We start from the raw sequence: 19230 nt of genomic DNA on the forward strand, positions 1-19230 counted from the left end.
ACGCGGCACCGGGGCCCGCTTGCGCGGGCAGGTCGACACGGCGTCCGACGCCGGGCGGCAGCGCCCGATGGGAGCCACCGCCCGGCGTCCGCGCCAGTGACGCGTCAGGCCAGCGCCTTGCCGAGCGCGAGCACGTCGGCCAGCACGGACAGCACGCCGTTCGAGCCGATTTCCGTCGCGGACGCGCCGGCGCTCGCCGGCCCGAGCGTGTACAGCTGCATCGTGCCAACGTTCGTCGAGGTCGGCAGTTGCACCGCGGCCTGCGACTGCTGCTGCACCGCGTTCTCGAACAACACGCTCAGCGAATGGCTCTGGGCCTGGTACAGCGAGCCCGTTGCCATCGCAGGCGCTTCGCCGACCACCTTGACGTTGGTCTGCGTGACCGCGTCGGTGATCGCGGCGTTGACCGCGCATGTCGTGCAGTTGCAGGGGTCTTTCGGGTCCTTCTCGTCTTTCGGGTCGTCTACACCGATAGGCATCGTATTTCTCCTGATTTGCGAACGGGCGCCGCATCGAATCGGCGCTGCCCGTTCTGTCGATTGCTCCGGAACACCGCGCGGCACGGCGGCGGCATCGGCGGCTCGCACCGCTTGCGCCGCCGCTCAACCACGGCGTTGCGATCGTGCGTCAGCCCTTGACTGCCTTCCCGATCGCGATCACGTCGGCCAGAATGGAAATGATCCCGTTCGCGCCGATTTCCGTGGCGGCCGCGCCCGCGCTTTCCGGCCCGATCGTGTAGAGCTGCATCGTCCCCACGTTCGTCGACGTTTGCGACTGGATCGCGGCCTGCGACTGCTGCTGCACCGCGTTCTCGAACAGGATGCTGAGCGAATGGCTCTGGGCCTGGTACAGCGAGCCCATCGCCATTGCCGGCGCTTCCGCGACCACCTTGACGTTGACCTGTGTGACCGCATCGGTAATCGCGGGATTGACCTGGCACACTTGACACGTTTCAGCCATTTGTTGCTCCTTGGTTCACGTAGTTGAGAGGTCGCACACGGGGCCGGCCGGTTTCGCTGTCGGCCGAATGACCCGCGTGCTACTCCATGGACGCTGGGCCGCGCGTATCGTGAACGGCAGCGGTGGGTTCGGTGGGTTCGACCGGGCCGGCGACGATGCTGCGCAACCGGTCCTCCATCGCGTCGAGCCTGACGGCGAGCGCATCGCCGTATTGCCGGAAGCATGTTTCGATTTCCTGGCGGATCAGGCCCGTCAGTTGTTCGCCGATCATCGTCATCGCCTCGCGGGTGCTGTCCTGGATTCCGGCTGCGCCGGATGCCTGCGCGTCGCCGGCCGGCTCGTGCGCGTCGAGTACGCCCGATACTTTCCGTTGCTCCGACGCCAGCATGCCGAGCGTCGTCTCGTTCTGCGTGTCGATCGTCTGCAGGATGCCGCGCATCTTCTCGTACGCCTTTTGCTGGTTGAGCTGCAGAAAATGCTTGATCTGTCGGCGCGCCTCTTGCCGGGTTTTGAACTGCGGCAAGGGCGCGTTCGCGGTGCGCGCCTGCGTGGCCGGGCCGGCAGCGGGCGCCGACGCGTTTCCTTGCCGGCCCGACAGCCGCTCCAGCAGCGCCTGTTCGTCGGCGGGCTCGAGAGGCCGTCCGAGTCGCTTCTCCGCGAGCTGCCGCAGCAGCGGGTCGAGTGCTTCGTTGCTCATGGCTCACACCTCCTCGAGGTTCACGCGCGACACGGGTACGTGCGGTTCGGGGTTGGATGGACGCCGCGCCACGGCGGCTTGGTCGGCGTGCTGCAACGGATATCGCATGGGGTTCTCCGGGAAAGGGATGTGCGACGGCCTTGCCGGAAATTCGGCAGGACTGCTGCAAGGACGAACCGTGTGACGGGTCTGTGAAGTGGGGCGAGGCCGCGTGCGGGCGGTGGGTGTCAGGTGAGCGGATAACCACCGACAGGCGCGGCCGTCGTTTGCGCATGCGGAGGAACGGCGACCTGCGGCCTCTCCGGCAGCATAGGGCCATCGGGCACGTATGCGCGGTCCGTACGCAGCGATACGGGATGCGACGCGGGTTTGACCGGCGACACCGGCACGGATGTGACCGCTTTCGCCGCGTCGATCAACGTCTCCTTGTTCCCGTCCCACTTGGGCAGCTTGGCAGGCGGCAGCGGCACGACCTTGTCCAGATTCGGCAGACGCAGGTCGGGGTCTCGGTCGAGGCGATCGGCCAGGACACTGTAGCGCTCGGCACGGGCCCGATCCTTCACATTGCCGACCACGGGATCGCCATCGTCGAACGCACCGAACAGATAGGCCGCACTTTGGGCATTGCCGAATTTCACGCCTTCATGCAGCGTCTTGAGCGCGCGTTCGTTGTTCTCGCTCAATTCGGCTCGATCGCCCACGATCGTCGTTCCCAATTCATATGCAGCAAGTCCGTTGCCTTGCGCGACCGCACATTCAAGCATCCGCAGGGCGATCTTGCGGTTGCCCCAGAAGCCCGCCTTCGGGTCGTCATAGAGCGCATCCATCTTGCCGCCCAGATACGCCATCGAACTCGGGCTGCCCATATCGGCGGCCAGTTGCCAGAATGCGTACGCGCGGCTGGCATCCTGCTTCACGCCCATTCCGTCCATGTGATACGTGCCCATCAGATCGTAGGCGGCCGGAATACCCAGCTTCATCGCCTGTTCGGTGATCTGAATCGCATGTTCCGAATCACGCTCCACGCCCTGCCCCTGCGCGTACGCATTCGCCAGATTCAGCATGGCCTTCCAGTGCTTGCGCTCGGCCGCTTTCGTCCACAAATCGACCGCGCCCTTGTAATCGCGCTGGTTCGGCCACAACAGCGAACTGGTCAGCGCCATGGCCTGCTGATTCCAGCGATCGGCGTCCGGATCGACAGGCGGAACCACGGCAGCTTCATGCCTGCACTCAAATGCCCCGCGATGCGGATTGAAGGCAGTCAGCGACATATTCCGGGGAAGCGTGTCGCCCTTCGAACAGGCTGTACCCGTGAAGATCAGGAAAACAGAAACCAATTGCGTGAAGCCAATGCGGCTGGCAGCAGTTGAACGTAATTGATTTCGCACGATGTCGAACACCCACGTAAGAAAAGGGAACACATTGTCGCGCGCTTATTATGGTGTGAGCACGCGAGACCGGAATATCCCTCCGGTTTTTCCGAGCGCTTTCATTGGCCACCGGCATTCGCACCCAGCCGGGAAGCACCCGGGCCTCGGCCCGTAGAATGGACGCGACGCCATCCATTCCGACCATTGCCCTACAATCCTTGACCATGCATACCGCCCCGAACTGGTAGCATGCGCATCGCTTCGCACGAGACGTGCGTTTCAGAATATACGATCGAACCCTTTTTGAGGTTCCGGACACCCTGCCCACGGGAAGTCTCGTTGACCCATTCCCGCAACACCCCGGCTCGCCTCGCGCGACCCGTTGCAGTAACCGTTGGAGTGGCGCACCCGCGCCTGCAAGCATGAAGAAATCGAAGCAGCCCACCCATCCCCCTCGCGACAAGGACCGCACGCCGCTCGTACGCGCCGGTGCGTTACTGCTGATGGCCGGCCTGCTGTATCTGTTGTGGCCGTCCGCCGAAACCGCGTACCTCGCGATGGAGTCGGTGATCCGCTGACGCGCACGTCCGCCCGCGCACTACGCTATACTGCCGCGATGGAAACGAAACCCGCCTCGCCGATCGTGCATTGCTGGTGGCGCGCCTGACCCAGGCGGCCCGTTTCCTTTTGCATGTCCCAAACGTGATGCCGCCAGCGATGGCGGCATTTGCGTTTCTGCGATGACATCATGGCTGGCGGCTTCGATAACCCGGAGCAACGACGACCATGACGCACCCCACCCGCCCGACCATCCTCACTGGCGACCGCACGACCGGCCCGCTGCATCTCGGCCACTACATCGGCTCGCTGCGCGCGCGCGTGCAGATGCAGCACGACGCGACGCAATTCCTGCTGCTCGCCGATACGCAGGCGCTGACCGACAACATGGGCCGCCGCCAGCGCGTCACCGAGAACGTGATCGAGGTCGCGCTCGACTATCTCGCCGTCGGCATCGATCCGGCGATCTCGACGATCGTCGTGCAGTCGCAGGTGCCCGAACTCGCCGAGCTGTCGCAATACCTGCTCAACCTCGTCACGGTCGCGCGCCTCGAACGCAATCCGACCATCAAGGAAGAAATTCGCCTGCGCGGCTTCGAGCGCGACATCCCGGCCGGCTTCCTGACCTACCCGGTGAGCCAGGCGGCCGACATCACCGCGTTCAAGGCGACGCACGTGCCGGTCGGCGACGATCAGTTGCCGATGATCGAGCAGACCAACGAACTCGTGCGCCGCTTCAACGCGACCGTCGATAAGCCGGTGCTGGTCGAATGCGAGGCCGTGCTGTCGTCGGTCACGCGGCTGCCGGGCATCGACGGCAAGGCGAAGATGAGCAAGTCGCTCGGCAACGCGATCACGCTCGGCTCGACGCCGGACGAGATCGCGCAGGCCGTGAAGGACATGTATACGGACCCGAACCACCTGCGCGTGAGCGACCCCGGCCAGGTCGAAGGCAACGTCGTGTTCACGTTCCTCGATGCGTTCGAACCGGACGTGGCGAAGGTCGACGAGTTGAAGGCCCACTATCGCCGCGGCGGCCTCGGCGACAGCGTCGTCAAGCGCGTGCTGAACGAGCGGCTGCAGGCGCTGATCGAGCCGATCCGCACGCGCCGCCGCGAGTTCGAAGCGGACAAGGCCGAAGTGATGGCGATCCTGAAGCGCGGCACGCTGCATGCGCGGGAAGTGGCGGGGGCGACGCTCGCGGAGGTGAAGGGGGCGATGGGGCTGACGTATTTCGATTGAGCGGCGCCGTCACGACCGCTCCCGCTCCGCGGCCGCCGCGTGACACACGGCCTCGATCCGGTTGCCGGCCGGATCGATCAGAAAAGCCGCGTAGTAGTCGCCGTGGTACTGCGGCCGCAATCCGGGTTCACCGTCGGACTGGCCGCCCGTCGCAAGCCCTGCCTCGAAAAACGCATGCACCTGCTCGCGGGAAGCGGCCTTGAAACACCAGTGCCGCTTGCTCGCGCCGACTTCGGCGGGATCCAGATACACCGCCAAGAAGGTCGACTCCGGGTCATTCGCGCTGCAACGTTCGCCATAGCCGAGCGCATTGGGCCGGTCATAGATCTTGGCTGCGCCCAGCGCAGCCATGACGGCATCGTAGAAAGGGCGTGCCTGGTCGATATCCGGCACGCCGATCGACACATGATCAAGCAGTTGCATGGTGTGGGCTCCATTGAACGAGCACGAGTCTACACAACCGCCCCCGCTCGGGCCGAGCAACCTTACCGACGACTACACTACCGACCCCGCCGCCTACGTGATCTGATACGTCGACGCCGGCACGAATTCCTCGGGCATCGGCCGATCGCCGAGTTCGAGCACCGATCGCTCGATCGTGCGCGTGATCGCATCGAGCGCGAGCGCATTCGGCGCAAGGCCGAACGGCTCGGCCACTTCGTTCGCGATCGCCTCGAGCGCGATCAGCGTGTAGGAAATGAACACGCAGATCAGCGGCGTGAAGAACTCCGTCGAATCGACGAGCCCGAACGGCAGCAGCACGCAATACGCATACACGGTGCGATGGAGCAGTACGCTGTACGAAAACGGGATCGGCGTCGACTGGATGCGCTCGCAACCGCCGACCGACTTGCCGAGTGCGTCGAGTTGCGTCTCGAACATCCAGCAGGTCGCGTCGCTGCCTGGTGCGCGCCCCAGCGCACGCACGATGCCGCCGCGCAGTTCGTCGAGGATCGCGACCGGCTTGTAGCATTTGCCGCCGAGCGCGGCCGTGCGCTCCGCGCCGAGAATGCGCTGCAGGTCCGCGCTCGGATCGGTATGGCGCAGTTGATGCTTCAGCGCATACGCGAGCGCGATCAGCAGATCGGCGAGCCGGTTGCGCTCGGCGTCGCTCACGTTGTCGGGCAGGTAGCGATGCAGTTGCGACGTCACGGCGCGTGCGGCGATCAGCAGGTTGCCCCACAGATGCCGCGCCTCCTTGAAGCGCTCGAAGCTCGCGTTGTTGCGAAACCCGAGGAAGATCGCGAGCGCGAGCCCGAACAGCGTGAACGGCGCGGTGTTCAGCGGAATCTTCTCGCCGAAGATTCGGCCGTTCGTGAAGACCGCCAGCGTGCTGACGATCGCCATGAACACGAGCTGCGGAATGATCGACTGCAGCACGGAGCCGTTCCATACGAACAGCATCCGGAGCCAGTTCTGTCGTGGTCGGACGATCATGATGTTTTCTCGACTGGCAAAGGAATAGGGAACCGGAATACGCAACCCGTTGCGCCCGCACCTGATGTGCAACGGCCCGCGCGTGGCGGGCCGCTTTCGCATCGAGTGCCGTGCCGCTCAGTGATAGCCGATGTCGCCCTCGCGCACCTTGCCGCGGAACACGCGGTACTGCATCGCGTTGTACACGAGGATGATCGGCAGCACGATCACGGTGCCGACGAGCGCGAACAACTGGCTCGAATGGCTCGACGACGCATCCCAGATCGACAGCGACGGCGGCACGATGTTCGGCCAGATGCTGATCACGAGCCCCGTGTAGCCGAGGAACACGAGCGCGAGCGTCAGCAGGAACGGCGTGGCCTCGTGCGCACGCTTCACCGCGTAGAAGATGCCCCATACGCATGCGACGACGAGGATCGGCACCGGCAGGAACCAGCCGAGGTTGCCGCTGCCGAACCAGCGGTGCGCGACGGCCGGCAGCCCGATCACGGTCCACAGACTGACCACGCCCATCACCGCGAGCAGCACGCCCGTGAGCGGCTTCATCAGCAACCGCATCTTGCGCTGCAGTTCGCCGTCGACCTTCAGGATCAGCCAGCCGCAACCGAGCGTCGCATAGGTGACGAGCACGCCGATCCCGCACATCATGCTGAACGGCGACAGCCAGTCGAACGGCCCGCCCGCGAACTGGTTGTTCTCGATCTTGATGCCCTGCAGCAGCGAACCGAGCACGATCCCCTGGCAGAACGCGGCGAGCGCCGAGCCGCCGATGAACGCGAGGTCCCACATGTGCTGCGTGCGGGTCGCTTTCGCGCGCAGCTCGAACGCCGCGCCGCGGAAGATCAGCCCGACCAGCATCAGCACCAGCGGCAGGTAGTTCGCCGGCAGCAGCGTCGAATACACGACCGGGAACGCGCCATAGAGGCCCGCGCCGCCGAGCACGAGGAACGTCTCGTTGCCGTCCCACACCGGCGCGACGGTGTCGAGCATCACCTGGCGCTCGGCCTTCGCATCGAAGAACGGAAACAGCAGCCCGATGCCGAGATCGAAGCCGTCCAGCATCACGTAGATGAATACGCCGAGGCCGATGATCGCGGCCCACACGACAGGAAGATCGATATGCATGATTACTCCGCCTCAGTCACGTTCAGCGGCGTGGACAGCGCGCTCTTGCGCAGCCCCGGATGCCGGTGCAGCTCGATGTAGCCGGCCTGCGCAGCCGGCCCGCGCTTCATCAGTTTCATCATGTAGTAGATACCCGTTCCGAATACGAGGAAATACACGACCACGAAGATCAGCAGCGACACGCCGACCTGTTGCGCGGTGAGCGGCGCGACCGAATCGACGGTGCGCAGCACGCCGTACACGGTCCACGGCTGCCGCCCGACCTCGGTCGTGATCCAGCCGGCCAGCAGCGCGACGATGCCCGACGGGCCCATCGCGACCACGAACCACTGGAACCAGCGCGTCTCGTACAGGCGTCCGCCCTTTCTCAGCAGCAGCCCGAGCAGCGCGGTCAGCAGCATCAGCATCCCGAGGCCGGCCATGATCCGGAAAGTCCAGAAGATGATCGGCGAATACGGGCGGTCCTGCGGCGCGAATTCCTTCAGCCCGCGGATCTCGCCGTCCCAGCTGTGCGTGAGGATCAGGCTGCCGAGGTGCGGCACCTGGATCGCATAGCGGGTGGTTTCGGCCTGCATGTCGGGCAGCCCGACGAGGTTCAGCGCGGTGCCGCCCTTCTCCGTTTCCCACAGCCCCTCGATCGCCGCGATCTTCGCCGGCTGGTATTCGCGCGTGTTCAGCCCGTGCGCATCGCCGACGAAGATCTGGATCGGCGCGAGCACCAGCAGCATCCACAGCGCCATCGAGAAGCTGCGCTTCACCGGCTCGTCGCGGCGCCCCTTCAGCAGGTGCCACGCACCGCAGGCGGCGACGATGAAGCCCGCGACGATGAACGCCGCGATCGTCATGTGCGCGAGACGATACGGAAACGACGGGTTGAAGATGATCTTGAACCAGTCGACCGGCACGATGAGGCCGTTCTCGATCTTGTAGCCTTGCGGCGTCTGCATGAAACTGTTCGACGCGAGAATCCAGAACGTCGAGATCAGCGTGCCGACCGCGACCATCAGCGTCGCGAAGAAGTGCGCACGTGGGCTCACGCGCTGCCAGCCGAACAGCATCACGCCGAGGAAGCCGGCTTCGAGGAAGAACGCCGTCAGCACTTCGTACGTGAGCAGCGGCCCGGTGATGTTGCCCGCGACGCGCGAGAACCCGGACCAGTTGGTGCCGAACTCGTACGCCATCACGACGCCGGAGACCACGCCCATCCCGAAGCCGATCGCGAAGATCTTCGACCAGAACTGAAACATGGACTTGTAGGCGGCGTCGCCGGTGACGAGGTAGCGCCATTCCAGCACCGCCAGGAAGCTCGCCATGCCGATGCTGATCGCGGGGAACACGATGTGGAACGACACCGTGAATGCGAATTGCAATCGGGCGAGATGGAACGCATCGAAGATTTCCATGACCGTAATTTGCTCGTGGTTGTGAGGACGTACGCTCGAAGCAGGAAATCGCGCGACGGCTTGGCGACGACACATGCGAACCCGAACGGCGGCTCGCACGGCATCGAAGCGTGAACGACGATATCGCGTTTGCAACGATACTCGCAATCAATCGAACGTGCGCTGAAACTGTGCTGCTTGCACCGCCGAAGATGTGTGCACGGAAAATAGTTACCATGCCGACGGGACGCTCAGCTGTACTGCTTTTCGTGTGGCGGCGCTGTATCCCGGGCGCACTGTTCACTCCACTTAACATGTTGTCCAACGCCTGCCCGCGGCGGTCGCGCGCCCTTCGCCGCCCGCCCGGCGGCGTCGATTCCCGTGGTTCGGCGCACACGCCGGGCCCGGCCGGCCCGCCGGCCGCCCCGCCCTGGAGAAACCTGCATGGAGTCCTGCATCCGCCGCGACGATCCGACCGGCAGCACCGCGTGTCGGGTGACGCGCCATCGCGCCGGCGACGCGCTCGACACCGTCGATCGCGTCGTCGACGAAACCCCGGTTGCGCTCGTGTTCAACGGCATCTCGCACACGGTCATGATGGCGACGCCGATCGACCTCGACGCGTTCGGCCTCGGCTTCGCGCTGAGCGAAGGCATCGTCGAGCGCGCGTCGGACGTCTTCGACATCGAAAGCGAGTGCCGGTCCGGCAGCGCCGAAGTGCGGCTGACCGTGTCGCAGCAGGCGTTCATGGCGCTGAAGGCCCACCGCCGCGCGCTGGCCGGCCGCACCGGCTGCGGCGTGTGCGGCATCGAAAGCATCGCGCAGCTCGACCTGCACCCGCCACGGATCGCGGCCGCCGGCACGGCCGCGGGCATCGGCGGCGACGCGATCGCGCGCGCCGCGCGTGCGTTGCCGGCGCGGCAGACGCTGATGCGCGAGACCGGCGGCATCCATGCGGCCGCGTGGTGCGATAACAACGGCGCCGTGCTCGACGTGTGCGAGGACGTCGGCCGCCACAACGCACTCGACAAGCTGATCGGGCAGCGCGCGCGCCGCCGCGCCGACCTGCACGCGGGTTTCGTGTTCCTGTCGAGCCGCGCGAGCTACGAACTGGTGCGCAAGGCCGCGCGGGTCGGCATCCCGATGATCGCGACGATCTCGGCGCCGACGGCGCTCGCGATCGACGTCGCCCGCGAAGCCGGCGTGCGGCTGCTCGGTTTCTGCCGCAACGACGGCTTCGTCGAATACGTGTCGCCCGCCGCCGTTCACCTCGACCCACCCGCGCCCGCAACGGCGCATCCGGCCCACTCGTCATGACGCACCTGTCCGATTTCGATACCGCGCAGCAACGATTCGCCGCCGCGTTCGCGCCGCTCGAGGCCGCCACCTCCGTGCCGATCGCGCAAGCGGCCGGCCACGTGCTGGCCGCGCCGCTGACGGCCGTGCTCGACCAGCCGCCCGCCGACCATAGCGCGATGGACGGCTACGCCGTGCGTCATGCGGACCTCGCGCACGGCGAGCCGCTGCGTGTCGCACAGCGCTGCTATGCAGGCGATACGCCGGCGCCGCTCGCGCCGCGCACGGCTGCGCGCCTCTTCACCGGCAGCCTGATTCCGCCCGGCGCCGACACCGTCGTGATGCAGGAGCATGCGCACGAACAGGACGGCGGTGTCACGTTCGACGTGCCCCAGCGCAGCGGGTCGCACATTCGCCGCCGCGGCGAGGAAGTGCGTGCCGGCGAGCTGCTCGTGCCGGCCGGCGTGCGAATGGGCGCGATGCACGTCGGCGTGGCCGCCGCGCAGGGGTTCGCGCGGATCGACGTGCGCGCGGCGTTGCGCGTCGGCATCCTGACGACCGGCGACGAGTTGGTCGCGTGCGGCGAGCCGCGCGCGCCGCAGCAGATCTACAACAGCAATGCGCCGATGCTCGCCGCGCTGGTCGTGGGAACCGGCGCCGACGTCGCGATGAGCGTGCACGCGGCCGATACGGCGGCCGCCGTCGATCGGGCGCTGCGCGACCTGCACGCGCAGTGCAACCTCGTGATCTGCGTCGGCGGCGCGTCGGTCGGCGACAAGGACCTGCTGCGCCCCACGCTGGCCGCGCTCGGCGCGTCGTTCGTCGTCGCCGGCGTGCGCATGAAGCCCGGCAAGCCGGTCGCGCTCGCACGGCTCGATACGCGGCCCGTCGTGCTGCTGCCCGGCAATCCGGGCGCCGCGATGACGACGTTCGCACTGTTCGTCGCGCCGCTGATCCGCCGCCTGCAGGGTCGCGACGCGTGCGTGCCGGTCGTGCCGTCGCTGCCGATCGACACCGGCTTCGAGCCGGATGCGCAGCGCGAGCGCTTCGTGCGCGTGCGCTGTACGGTGGACGCAAACGGTGCGCCCGTGCTCGATGCGCTGCGTCAGCAAGGCGCCGGCACGCTGCAGTCGCTGGTGCAGACAAGCGGGCTCGCGCGGCTGCCGGCCGGGCGCACCATCGCGCGCGGCGACGCGGTTCCGTACTACGAATTCGCGCGCTGGCTCGCATGAGCGTGAAGTCGACTCTCCACCCGATACGGCGCGTTCGCCTCACTCGCCGCGCCTGTCGCGCGCCCCGGGCGGCGAACTGTATTCCTGCGATTCGGGCGCGATTGTGTCTCTGCCGGCCCAACCCGGCGGACTATGCTCACGATGAGGCTCGTCACGACCTGTGCGCCGATACGTCGGCACACGCACGGCCGAGCGGCGACGCCCCTCCGCTTACTACATGCAGGCCGACGACCCGATCGTGAATGCCATCGTTTCCGCCGCGCCGGCCGCCGCCGTTTCATCCGGCGACGCATCGCCCGGTGCTTTCCTCCGCCCGTCCGACACGCTCGGCCGTCCGCTGCGCGACCTGCGCCTGTCCGTCATCGACCAGTGCAATTTCCGCTGCGGCTACTGCATGCCGCGCGAAAGCTTCGGCGCCGACTACGCGTTCATGCCGTCGTCCGAGCGCTTGTCGTTCGCGCAACTGGAAAAGATCGCCCGCGCGTTCACATCGCTCGGCGTCGAGAAGATCCGCATCACGGGCGGCGAGCCGCTGCTGCGCCGCCACCTCGAAGCGCTGATCGAACGGCTCGCCGCGCTGACGACCGTCGACGGCAAACCCGTCGAAATCGCGCTGACGACCAACGGCTCGCTGCTCGCCGCGAAGGCGCGCACGCTGCGCGACGCGGGGCTGTCGCGCGTGACCGTGAGCCTCGATGCGGTCGACGACACTGTGTTCCGCCGGATGAGCGACGCCGACGTGCCGGTGTCGCGCGTGCTGGCCGGCATCGAGGCCGCGCACGCGGCCGGGCTCGCGCCGGTCAAGGTCAACGCGGTGATCGAGCGCGGCGTGAACGACGACCAGATCCTGCCGCTCGTGCGGCACTTCCGGCACACGGGCGTGGCCGTGCGTTTCATCGAATACATGGACGTCGGCGGCGCCAGCTTCTGGTCCGGCGACAAGGTCGTGCCGGCCGCGCGGATGCGCGAACTGATCGACGCGCACTATCCGCTCGTGCTCGTCGGCGAGCCGGGGCACGACGCCACCGCGATTCGTTGCGCGCACATCGATGGAGCAGGCGAAGTCGGCTTCATCGCGAGCGTGTCGCATCCGTTCTGCGGCACGTGCTCGCGCGCCCGCGTGTCGGCCGACGGCCAGCTTTATACGTGCCTGTTCGCGACGCAGGGTGCCGACCTGCGGCCGTGGCTCGACGATGCGGCGTCGATCGCCGACCTCGCCACCGCCGTGCGCGAACGCTGGACGCGGCGCGACGACCGCTATTCCGAGCGCCGGGCCGCACGGCCGGCCCGCGCGCCGGGCAAGACCTATCCGACCGTGCGCATGTCGCTCGTCGGCGGCTGAAGGGCCGCCGCGCGACACCGGATGCGCCGCCTACTGGAGAACCTGTCATGACGACTTTCACCGAATCCCGCGCCGGGCTGCCGGACGATCCGCTGCATGCCGGCAACCCCGCGCCGCCCGTCGATGCGGCCGGCACTCAGCCCGAATCGGCGCCCGCGATTGCCGCCGGCTTCGAAGTACGCGTGCAGCATGCGCCGATCGACGCGGGCGCGGAGCTTGCACCGATCGTTCGCAATCCGAATGTCGGTGCGGTCGTGAATTTTCTTGGGGTGGTGCGCAAGGAAGGCGATGTCGACGACGTCGTCGCACTGGAAGTCGAGCATTACCCGACGATGACCGAACAGGCGCTGTGGAGCATCGTCGAGGAAGCGAGCGCGCGCTGGCGGCTCGAAGCGGTCAGGATCGTGCACCGCGTCGGCCGCATTCCGCTCGGCCAGCCGGTCGTCCTGGTCGTGGTGGCCGCCGCGCATCGCGCGTCCGCGTTCGATGCGTGCGAATTCCTGATGGATTTCCTGAAGACCCATGCGCCGTTCTGGAAGAAGGAGATTCGGCACGACGGGGAATCCGGGTGGGTCGAGGCAAAGGCGCACGACGACCAGGCGATGCGACGCTGGGGGTGATTGCGTTCGCTTCGTGTCTCCGATTCCGCTGTTCCTTTTGAAGACAATCCAATGAAACTGACGATCAAATACTTCGCAAGCATTCGCGAACAACTGGCAATCGATGAAGAAGCCGTCGAGATCGATGCCCGCGAACTCACCGTCGACGCGCTACGCGGCACGCTGGCCGCCCGCGACGCGCGCAGCGCGGACGCGCTGCGGATGGACCGCCCCGTGCGGGCGGCCGTGAACCTCGAAATGGTGACCGGGGACTTCGTCGTGCGGGAGGATAGCGAGGTCGCGTTCTTTCCGCCGGTGACGGGGGGATGACGCGACGCGCGGGGTTGCGCGCTTGCATGCAGTCGTTTCGCCGCGCTCGATGGATCGAGCGCGAACGCGGTCATCGGCGCCGGCGTGGAAAAACAAAGGTTCTTCACGGATTCCCGGCGAGAGTCGGGGAGGAACATCGGCTGCCGGTCATTTTGAGATGTTCGACATCGTGGTCTGGTTCGTCGACAATCCGCTTGGGGTTCAGGCTCTAGAGTCACGAGTGCTCCCAATTAGCGAACAATCGAATGGCGCGAGAATGACCTCGTACGCAGAAATATATTTGAAAGATTTTCACTGCCGCCGGGCAGGAGCAACGCGTCGAGCCTACGGTAATCGACCTGCACGATCTGCGCAGGCAGCATACCCCTCCTCCTATCACGCACTGGCGAATCGTGTACCGAATGACGCGATGTCGCGGACTGTGCTCGATCTGGCATGTGGTGATGGGCCATTGCTGCAAATTCTGAACGACAGGGGGCATGCAGCAACGAAGCTAATTGGCATAGACATGAGCGATGGCGAGTTGAGCCTGGCTCGGCGAATATTGCCGCACGAAATACGATTGCTTAACGAGCGTGCACAAGAAGTGTCGCTCGGTAGCGGCTCGGTAGACTACGTGCTGTCGCACATGGCTCTCATGTTGATGGACGATATCGAACAAGTTGTTCGAGAGATTCGCCGGGTATTGCGTGACGGCGGCAGCTTTTCCGCTATCGTCGGGCGGAGCTTTTTGACTGGCAAGGTCGGCGAAGTATTTTTGGACATCTTCAAGCCAATCGCGAAGGATCAGCTCACAGAGTTGCGGCTCGGTGATGCGCGCACACGCAGTGAAGCGGGGTGGCAAGAACTATTAAAGCCCGATTTTGTTGATGTGGCTTTTGAAGACATCGAAATCGACTGGGCACCTACACCCGAGCAGCTGTGGTTGAAAATGCTGGACACCTACGACGCCGACCGGATGTCGGAAGCGGCGCGCGTACAGTTCAAAAGTGAACTGTTGTCGGCGTTCGCGCCCATGCAAAGCGAAGACGGTACGTTGCAAACTGGATGGGGCCTGCGTCTTGTTCAGGCCACTGCTGCCTAGATGCTCGCTCGTCCAGCGATACAAAACGCATGATTCCGCTGTCGGCCAGTTTCAGACACTCGACCATACGGACTAGATCGCCGACAATCGGCAGTACCCGCTTACGTTTGGTCAATATCGATGAAAGTTTCGAGAGATTTCGGAATCGTTGTCCGGCGGGCTGCGCTAGCAGCCAAGAATGTCGACCTATCGACGGTCATGGTCGAATTCAATTTTCGGGAATATTTTGACGAATCCGATAGCCTCTTGTCGCTTGGCCCGTTCTTCGGCGGCGATGCGGCCGATGAGTGCACGAAGTCATTGGAACGGCTTGGGCTAACATACATCGACGACTTTTTTGTCTTTGAGCAGTTTGTGCCCGCCTGGTGTTCGTTCGAAGTATTTTGATGTGAGTGTCGATATCGAGTTGCCGAGGTTGAATCCGCATCCAAAAGCGGTCGCTCGACGCTGCAGCCTAGATCGACGACATCGACCAAACTGAGCGAAATCCAAATGAAGACCAGATGCGCTAGCGCTGAGCCCACCCCAGGCGCCCGGCTGCAATACAACAGGAAGCTCTATGCCGACATTCTCGTGGGAGCCGTTGGATTTTCTTGAAGCACTTGAAGTCTCTCCAGTCGAGGAAGAGTATGGGATCTCCTACCGGTATCTCGTTTCGAGAGGCTCCGTTTTCTTGAGTCTAACTATATGGCCACTCAATTGCGACGTTGAGATTTTGCTTGGCAATGCAAGGGGTGCAGAGCCGCTTGTTCGGCTCAACTTGTTGGATTGTCCAGGTGCGCGTGTCATGCGAGACGATGAGCGGACATATATCGAATTCTGTGCTGCCAAGGTATTCGGAGGGCGATACGACCAGACACATACGCCGCCTTACGGATTTCGATTGCAACTCGAGCCGTTTATTCAGATCTCGACGTTTTCGTACCCCGTCTAATAAAACTTGGACGTTGGCGACAAGGTCCGCTGCGGTCCTAGGGCGGTACGATTGTGCGCCACCGAACGACCGCTTTGGGGACATCCCGCTGACCGCTCAGGGTCGGCCAGCGACGTCCACGGAAAACCATGAGGAACCAAAACAAAGCCGGCACGAGGCCGGCTTTGTCATCGAAACACAACGTACCGCCCGCGCCCCTTCACCGCATGCACGCCGCGGCCAGCTTCCCGACCGTGATCACCGCCTGCTCGATCTCCGGCGACCACGGGCTGCTGTAGTTCAACCGGATGAAGTTCCGGTAGTTGTCCGTGATCGAGAACATGTAGCCGGGCCCGATCGTGATCCCCTGCTCCAGCGCAAGCTGGTACAACCGCATCGCATCGACCTGCGCCGGCAACTCGACCCACAGCACGTACCCGCCCGCCGGGCTCGACATGCGCGTGCCTTCCGGAAAGAACCGCGACACCATCGCGCGCATCAGGTTCGCCTGCTGCGCATACGCCTTGCGAATTCGCCGCAGGTGATGCTCGTAGCCGTCGCGCTCGAGAAACTCCGCGATCGCCAGTTGCGGCAACGACGGCGTCGCGAGCGTATTCAGGAACTTCAGCTTCTCGACCTGATCGCGGTAGCGGCCCGGCAGCGCCCAGCCGATCCGGTACGCGGCCGTCAGGCTCTTCGAGAACGACGAGCAATGCAGCACGATCCCGGTCCGGTCGTAGGATTTCAATGAACTCGGATGCGTATCGCCGAAATACAGTTCGTTGTATACGCCGTTCTCGATGATCGGCATGCCGGCCTTCGTTGCGAACTCAACCAGTTCGCGCTTGCGCTCGTCCGGCATCTGGAAACCCAGCGGATTCTGGAAGTTCGGCATCACCATGCACGCGGCGATCGGCTGCGACTTCGCGATCGCGGCCAGCGCCGCGATGTCGATCCCGTATTCCGGATGCGTGGCCACCTCGATCGCCTTCATCCCCATCCGCTCGATCGCGTGCAGCATCGCGTAGAACGTCGGCGATTCCACCGCGATCGTGTCGCCCGGTTTCGCGACCGCCTGCAGGCACAGGTTGATCGCCTCCGTCGCGCCGACCGTCACGATGATCTCGTTCGGGTCCACCGACATCCCGTTCTCCAGGTAGCGGCGCGCGATCTGCCGGATCAGTCGCGGATGGCCGGGCGGCAGCCCGTCGGTCACGCCCCACAGCGACTTGTCGCGGCCGGCCGCATACGCGTAGCGGTTCAGTTTCTCGAACGGGAACAGGCTCGGGTCCGGATACGGCGAGCCGAGCGGCACCGCGTCGTCCGTGCCGATCGAGCGCAGCGTCGACAGCACGAGCCGGCTCACGTCGACCGACGACGAGATCGCGATCGGCTTCGACGGCCGCAGTTCGCGCACCGGCGCGTGCCCGTCGTCGCGCCGCAGGTTCACGAAATAGCCCGACTGCGGCCGGCTTTCGAGCAACCCGCGGCTTTCCAGCAGCAGATACGCATGCAGCACCGTCGTGATGCTGATCCGGTGCTGCTGGCTCGCCTGCCGCACCGACGGAATCCGGTCGCCATGCCGGTACACGCCCTGGCGGATCAGGCGCTCGATATCGTCCGCGAGTTTTTCATAGAGTTTCATCGTGCGTCTCCCGCCGACGCGCGCGGCCGCGCCGCCCCGCCGTGTGCGTCCGATACGCGCGTGTTGCTCGTGTTTCGCCCGCCGACCGGGCCGTCGTGATTCCTGATCTTCCCCTCCGGTTTTGCCTTTTCCATCGCGCTGGCTCTCTCTTGAAGATGCGCCGCCAGGGTTCCGGATCAACTGGATCTGCGGCACTGTGCACTTGATGGTTTGATCTTAAGAGAAGAACAGTTTGCGGCGGGTACACACATCGAACGCGCGAACAAGAGTACAGTTCCGCCGGAATCGCGCATCACGGGAAAACTGTACGTCTTATGAAATGGCCGGACGGTCGGTTGGCCGGCACGAGGCGGCCGGATCGGCCTGGACGCCGCCGTACCGGCGAGGCAATTGGGGGGCACTACTGCAGGGCTTTCGTTGGGAGAGCCACACGATGCGGTCCACGATCGAACACGTAGCCGCGCGTAGCCGCACGTGCCAGATTGATGCGCACGCCGAGCCCGAGTTCCGCGCGGTCGACACGCGGGCGAAGGCACGCAGGATCTGGAGCCCGGCCCCGCGCTCGACAAGCTGCCGTCGGCCGTCGCGTTCGCGCAGCGCGACAAGCACTACAAGGCGCGCTTCAACCAGGACGTCGAGCTGTATGCGCCGTTCGCGTACGACGCGGCGCTCGCGATGATCGCGGCGGTTCGCAAGGCCGACTCGCCCGATCGCGGCAAGATCGTCGCGAGCCTGCCCGGCGTGTCGGTCACCGGCGTGACCGGCAAGATCTCGTTCGACGAGCGCGGCGACCTGATCAAGCCGCCCTACACGCTGTTCCGCGTCGAACAGGGGCAGTGGCACAGCATTCGCACGGTCGGCGGCGCGTCGAACTGATCGACACCGAGCAGCAGGCGGCAGGCGACGTCATCGCGCCGCCTGCTGCCGCTGCACCTCCTGCGCTTTCATCTGCAGATACGCGCCCCGCTCCACTTCGTGCAGTTGCTGCGGATACTGCTCGGTCGCGTCGAACCAGCGCGCGAGGCGCTGGTCGATCGGCTTGTCGAGCGTCGCGAGATACGTGTCGATCGCAAGGTAGTAGCGCATCGTGTTGCGCTCCAGCAGCCCGCGCACGCCGCCGACGTACTGCGGCTGCCCGGCCGACGCGGCGCCGACGGTCGTGAACCCGACCTTGTCGCTGCCGACCGTCGCGAGGTAGGTTTTCATCGCCATCCGGCCGACCGTGCCGAAACCATACGAATACGTGAGATGCAGGAACGTGCGCGCCGCGCCGACCGGCACGGCCTCGAGCGCGATCCGGTAATCCTTCGTGCCCATCGGGCCGCTGTCGGCGGTCAGGTCGACCTGGAAATAATCGGGCGTCGCGGCCGCCACGCGATAGCGGAACTGCACGCGATAGGTGTCCGACAGCTTTTGCTCGATCTTGCGGCCGAGGTTCACGTCGAGCACCGGGCCGTTGCCGCCGCTCGACGCATGACAGTACTTGGTGTTCAGGTGCAGGATCAGCACCGCGCACCAGTTCGCGGGGCCTTGCGCGGGATCGTTGAGCTGGCCGTTCACGGCCGCGAACGGATAATCGACGACCGCATAGATGTCGCCCTTCAGCGACGACGATGCTTCCGACGATTCGAGCACCACGGGCCGGTGAAACGCGTTGTCCTTCAGCTGGGGCCCGAGGCTGCGGTAGCGGTCGAGCAGCGCGGCCGCGCCGCTCGCGCCTTCCGCGCCGAACGACAGCGCGCTCCAGCCGACACACAGGCTCACGACGAGCACATGCCATGCGCGGCGCGCCGGGCGCGTGCCGCGCGTCAATGCGGATGTCTCCATGTTGGTACTCCCTGGCGCACGATGGTCGCGTGCATGTGTCACAGAATACGCCTGGCCGCCGCGCGGCGTGGCGCGGCGCCGTATTCGCCGAACATCTTGCGGGCCGATACCGTACCGGCCGCCGCGATCTGCTCGACGATGAAATCGACCGTGCGCTGGCTCGACGCCATACGACCCCCCGGGATCGAAAC

The 19230-nt window shown here is 65.2% G+C and carries 19 protein-coding genes and 2 pseudogenes; 10 read left to right on the top strand and 11 right to left on the bottom strand.

Annotated elements, in window-relative coordinates; genetic code table 11:
* Nucleotides 1-104: 104 nt before the first annotated feature.
* The 4 genes from GJG85_RS33970 to GJG85_RS33985 all read right to left on the bottom strand — a co-directional run bounded on the left by GJG85_RS33970 (nt 105) and on the right by GJG85_RS33985 (nt 3057).
* Entirely contained in the window at nt 105-479 is a 375-nt protein-coding gene (locus tag GJG85_RS33970; RefSeq protein WP_089490310.1) for a RebB family R body protein, read from the bottom strand.
* Between the two features lie 148 nt (nt 480-627).
* Nucleotides 628-960: a RebB family R body protein gene (locus GJG85_RS33975; protein WP_050014037.1), complete on the bottom strand. Its 333-nt coding sequence runs from the start codon at nt 958-960 to the stop codon at nt 628-630.
* Nucleotides 961-1039: 79 nt separating this feature from the next.
* On the bottom strand, nt 1040-1657 hold the full coding sequence (locus tag GJG85_RS33980; protein WP_204384589.1) for a hypothetical protein: 618 nt from the start codon (nt 1655-1657) through the stop codon (nt 1040-1042).
* Nucleotides 1658-1884: 227 nt separating this feature from the next.
* Nucleotides 1885-3057: a tetratricopeptide repeat protein gene (locus tag GJG85_RS33985; RefSeq protein ID WP_239469015.1), complete on the bottom strand. Its 1173-nt coding sequence runs from the start codon at nt 3055-3057 to the stop codon at nt 1885-1887.
* A 392-nt stretch (nt 3058-3449) separates the two neighbouring features.
* Between GJG85_RS33985 and GJG85_RS33990 the strand changes: the two genes are divergently transcribed.
* Nucleotides 3450-3605 (top strand): hypothetical protein, encoded by a 156-nt coding sequence (locus GJG85_RS33990; protein WP_162838121.1) that lies wholly within the window; start codon nt 3450-3452, stop codon nt 3603-3605.
* Between the two features lie 208 nt (nt 3606-3813).
* Nucleotides 3814-4827 carry a tryptophan--tRNA ligase gene (gene trpS, locus GJG85_RS33995; RefSeq protein WP_124655199.1) on the top strand — a complete coding sequence of 338 codons (1014 nt, stop codon included), beginning with the start codon at nt 3814-3816 and terminating at the stop codon, nt 4825-4827.
* Nucleotides 4828-4836: 9 nt separating this feature from the next.
* On the opposite strand, the gene GJG85_RS34000 is transcribed toward trpS, so the two are convergent.
* The 4 genes from GJG85_RS34000 to GJG85_RS34015 all read right to left on the bottom strand — a co-directional run bounded on the left by GJG85_RS34000 (nt 4837) and on the right by GJG85_RS34015 (nt 8792).
* Nucleotides 4837-5250 carry a VOC family protein gene (locus GJG85_RS34000; RefSeq protein ID WP_204384591.1) on the bottom strand — a complete coding sequence of 138 codons (414 nt, stop codon included), beginning with the start codon at nt 5248-5250 and terminating at the stop codon, nt 4837-4839.
* A 93-nt stretch (nt 5251-5343) separates the two neighbouring features.
* Nucleotides 5344-6264, bottom strand: coding sequence for a bestrophin family ion channel (locus GJG85_RS34005; RefSeq protein WP_050014041.1), 921 nt, complete (start codon nt 6262-6264; stop codon nt 5344-5346).
* Nucleotides 6265-6381: 117 nt separating this feature from the next.
* Complete coding sequence (gene cydB, locus GJG85_RS34010; RefSeq protein WP_050014042.1) at nt 6382-7389, bottom strand: cytochrome d ubiquinol oxidase subunit II; 1008 nt, start codon at nt 7387-7389, stop codon at nt 6382-6384.
* A 2-nt stretch (nt 7390-7391) separates the two neighbouring features.
* Nucleotides 7392-8792: a cytochrome ubiquinol oxidase subunit I gene (locus tag GJG85_RS34015; protein WP_050014043.1), complete on the bottom strand. Its 1401-nt coding sequence runs from the start codon at nt 8790-8792 to the stop codon at nt 7392-7394.
* Between the two features lie 423 nt (nt 8793-9215).
* Here GJG85_RS34015 and fdhD point away from each other — a divergent pair, with 423 nt between their 5' ends.
* The 7 genes from fdhD (at nt 9216) to GJG85_RS34050 (ending at nt 15041) form a co-directional block, all read left to right on the top strand.
* Entirely contained in the window at nt 9216-10088 is an 873-nt protein-coding gene (gene fdhD, locus GJG85_RS34020) for a formate dehydrogenase accessory sulfurtransferase FdhD (protein ID WP_204384594.1), read from the top strand.
* On the top strand, nt 10085-11299 hold the full coding sequence (locus tag GJG85_RS34025; RefSeq protein ID WP_050014045.1) for a molybdopterin molybdotransferase MoeA: 1215 nt from the start codon (nt 10085-10087) through the stop codon (nt 11297-11299). The genes fdhD and GJG85_RS34025 overlap by 4 nt, the downstream gene beginning before the upstream one ends.
* 217 nt (nt 11300-11516) lie before the next feature.
* On the top strand, nt 11517-12641 hold the full coding sequence (gene moaA, locus GJG85_RS34030; protein ID WP_050014046.1) for a GTP 3',8-cyclase MoaA: 1125 nt from the start codon (nt 11517-11519) through the stop codon (nt 12639-12641).
* A 47-nt stretch (nt 12642-12688) separates the two neighbouring features.
* Nucleotides 12689-13261: a molybdenum cofactor biosynthesis protein MoaE gene (locus GJG85_RS34035; RefSeq protein ID WP_050014047.1), complete on the top strand. Its 573-nt coding sequence runs from the start codon at nt 12689-12691 to the stop codon at nt 13259-13261.
* A gap of 51 nt (nt 13262-13312) precedes the next feature.
* Nucleotides 13313-13570 carry a molybdopterin converting factor subunit 1 gene (gene moaD / locus GJG85_RS34040; RefSeq protein WP_050014048.1) on the top strand — a complete coding sequence of 86 codons (258 nt, stop codon included), beginning with the start codon at nt 13313-13315 and terminating at the stop codon, nt 13568-13570.
* Between the two features lie 157 nt (nt 13571-13727).
* A complete protein-coding gene (locus GJG85_RS34045; RefSeq protein ID WP_239469016.1) occupies nt 13728-14654 on the top strand; it encodes a class I SAM-dependent methyltransferase in 927 nt (308 codons plus the stop codon).
* 120 nt (nt 14655-14774) lie between these two features.
* The gene (locus GJG85_RS34050) at nt 14775-15041 is read left to right on the top strand and encodes a hypothetical protein (RefSeq protein WP_124631038.1); all 267 of its coding nucleotides are present in this window, start codon (nt 14775-14777) and stop codon (nt 15039-15041) included.
* A 746-nt stretch (nt 15042-15787) separates the two neighbouring features.
* Here GJG85_RS34050 and GJG85_RS34055 read toward each other — a convergent pair.
* Complete coding sequence (locus GJG85_RS34055; protein ID WP_204384596.1) at nt 15788-17212, bottom strand: PLP-dependent aminotransferase family protein; 1425 nt, start codon at nt 17210-17212, stop codon at nt 15788-15790.
* Between the two features lie 519 nt (nt 17213-17731).
* On the opposite strand from GJG85_RS34055, the pseudogene GJG85_RS34060 reads away from it, so the two are divergent.
* Nucleotides 17732-18088: pseudogene (locus GJG85_RS34060) on the top strand (ABC transporter substrate-binding protein); the annotation flags it as partial.
* Between the two features lie 30 nt (nt 18089-18118).
* On the opposite strand, the gene GJG85_RS34065 reads toward GJG85_RS34060, so the two are convergent.
* Nucleotides 18119-19039, bottom strand: coding sequence for a hypothetical protein (locus tag GJG85_RS34065; protein WP_124631716.1), 921 nt, complete (start codon nt 19037-19039; stop codon nt 18119-18121).
* A 77-nt stretch (nt 19040-19116) separates the two neighbouring features.
* Nucleotides 19117-19209: pseudogene (locus GJG85_RS35270) on the bottom strand (competence protein TfoX); the annotation flags it as partial.
* Nucleotides 19210-19230: the final 21 nt, after the last annotated feature.

The sequence above is a fragment of the Burkholderia sp. MS389 genome (genome assembly GCF_016899425.1).
In the GTDB taxonomy this organism is placed as follows: Bacteria; Pseudomonadota; Gammaproteobacteria; order Burkholderiales; family Burkholderiaceae; genus Burkholderia; species Burkholderia sola.

What these genes read in the sequence shown, in the direction of transcription:
- fdhD (WP_204384594.1), top strand. Translation starts at nt 9,216, where the DNA reads ATGGAGTCCTGCATCCGCCGCGACGATCCGACCGGCAGCACCGCGTGT.
- GJG85_RS34025 (WP_050014045.1), top strand. Translation starts at nt 10,085, where the DNA reads ATGACGCACCTGTCCGATTTCGATACCGCGCAGCAACGATTCGCCGCC.
- GJG85_RS34045 (WP_239469016.1), top strand. Translation starts at nt 13,728, where the DNA reads ATGTTCGACATCGTGGTCTGGTTCGTCGACAATCCGCTTGGGGTTCAG.
- cydB (WP_050014042.1), bottom strand. Translation starts at nt 7,389, where the DNA reads ATGCATATCGATCTTCCTGTCGTGTGGGCCGCGATCATCGGCCTCGGC.
- trpS (WP_124655199.1), top strand. Translation starts at nt 3,814, where the DNA reads ATGACGCACCCCACCCGCCCGACCATCCTCACTGGCGACCGCACGACC.
- GJG85_RS34035 (WP_050014047.1), top strand. Translation starts at nt 12,689, where the DNA reads ATGACGACTTTCACCGAATCCCGCGCCGGGCTGCCGGACGATCCGCTG.
- GJG85_RS34065 (WP_124631716.1), bottom strand. Translation starts at nt 19,039, where the DNA reads ATGGAGACATCCGCATTGACGCGCGGCACGCGCCCGGCGCGCCGCGCA.
- GJG85_RS34050 (WP_124631038.1), top strand. Translation starts at nt 14,775, where the DNA reads ATGAAAGTTTCGAGAGATTTCGGAATCGTTGTCCGGCGGGCTGCGCTA.
- moaD (WP_050014048.1), top strand. Translation starts at nt 13,313, where the DNA reads ATGAAACTGACGATCAAATACTTCGCAAGCATTCGCGAACAACTGGCA.
- GJG85_RS34005 (WP_050014041.1), bottom strand. Translation starts at nt 6,264, where the DNA reads ATGATCGTCCGACCACGACAGAACTGGCTCCGGATGCTGTTCGTATGG.
- moaA (WP_050014046.1), top strand. Translation starts at nt 11,517, where the DNA reads ATGCAGGCCGACGACCCGATCGTGAATGCCATCGTTTCCGCCGCGCCG.
- GJG85_RS33970 (WP_089490310.1), bottom strand. Translation starts at nt 479, where the DNA reads ATGCCTATCGGTGTAGACGACCCGAAAGACGAGAAGGACCCGAAAGAC.
- GJG85_RS33975 (WP_050014037.1), bottom strand. Translation starts at nt 960, where the DNA reads ATGGCTGAAACGTGTCAAGTGTGCCAGGTCAATCCCGCGATTACCGAT.
- GJG85_RS33980 (WP_204384589.1), bottom strand. Translation starts at nt 1,657, where the DNA reads ATGAGCAACGAAGCACTCGACCCGCTGCTGCGGCAGCTCGCGGAGAAG.
- GJG85_RS34015 (WP_050014043.1), bottom strand. Translation starts at nt 8,792, where the DNA reads ATGGAAATCTTCGATGCGTTCCATCTCGCCCGATTGCAATTCGCATTC.
- GJG85_RS34055 (WP_204384596.1), bottom strand. Translation starts at nt 17,212, where the DNA reads ATGAAACTCTATGAAAAACTCGCGGACGATATCGAGCGCCTGATCCGC.
- GJG85_RS33990 (WP_162838121.1), top strand. Translation starts at nt 3,450, where the DNA reads ATGAAGAAATCGAAGCAGCCCACCCATCCCCCTCGCGACAAGGACCGC.
- GJG85_RS34000 (WP_204384591.1), bottom strand. Translation starts at nt 5,250, where the DNA reads ATGCAACTGCTTGATCATGTGTCGATCGGCGTGCCGGATATCGACCAG.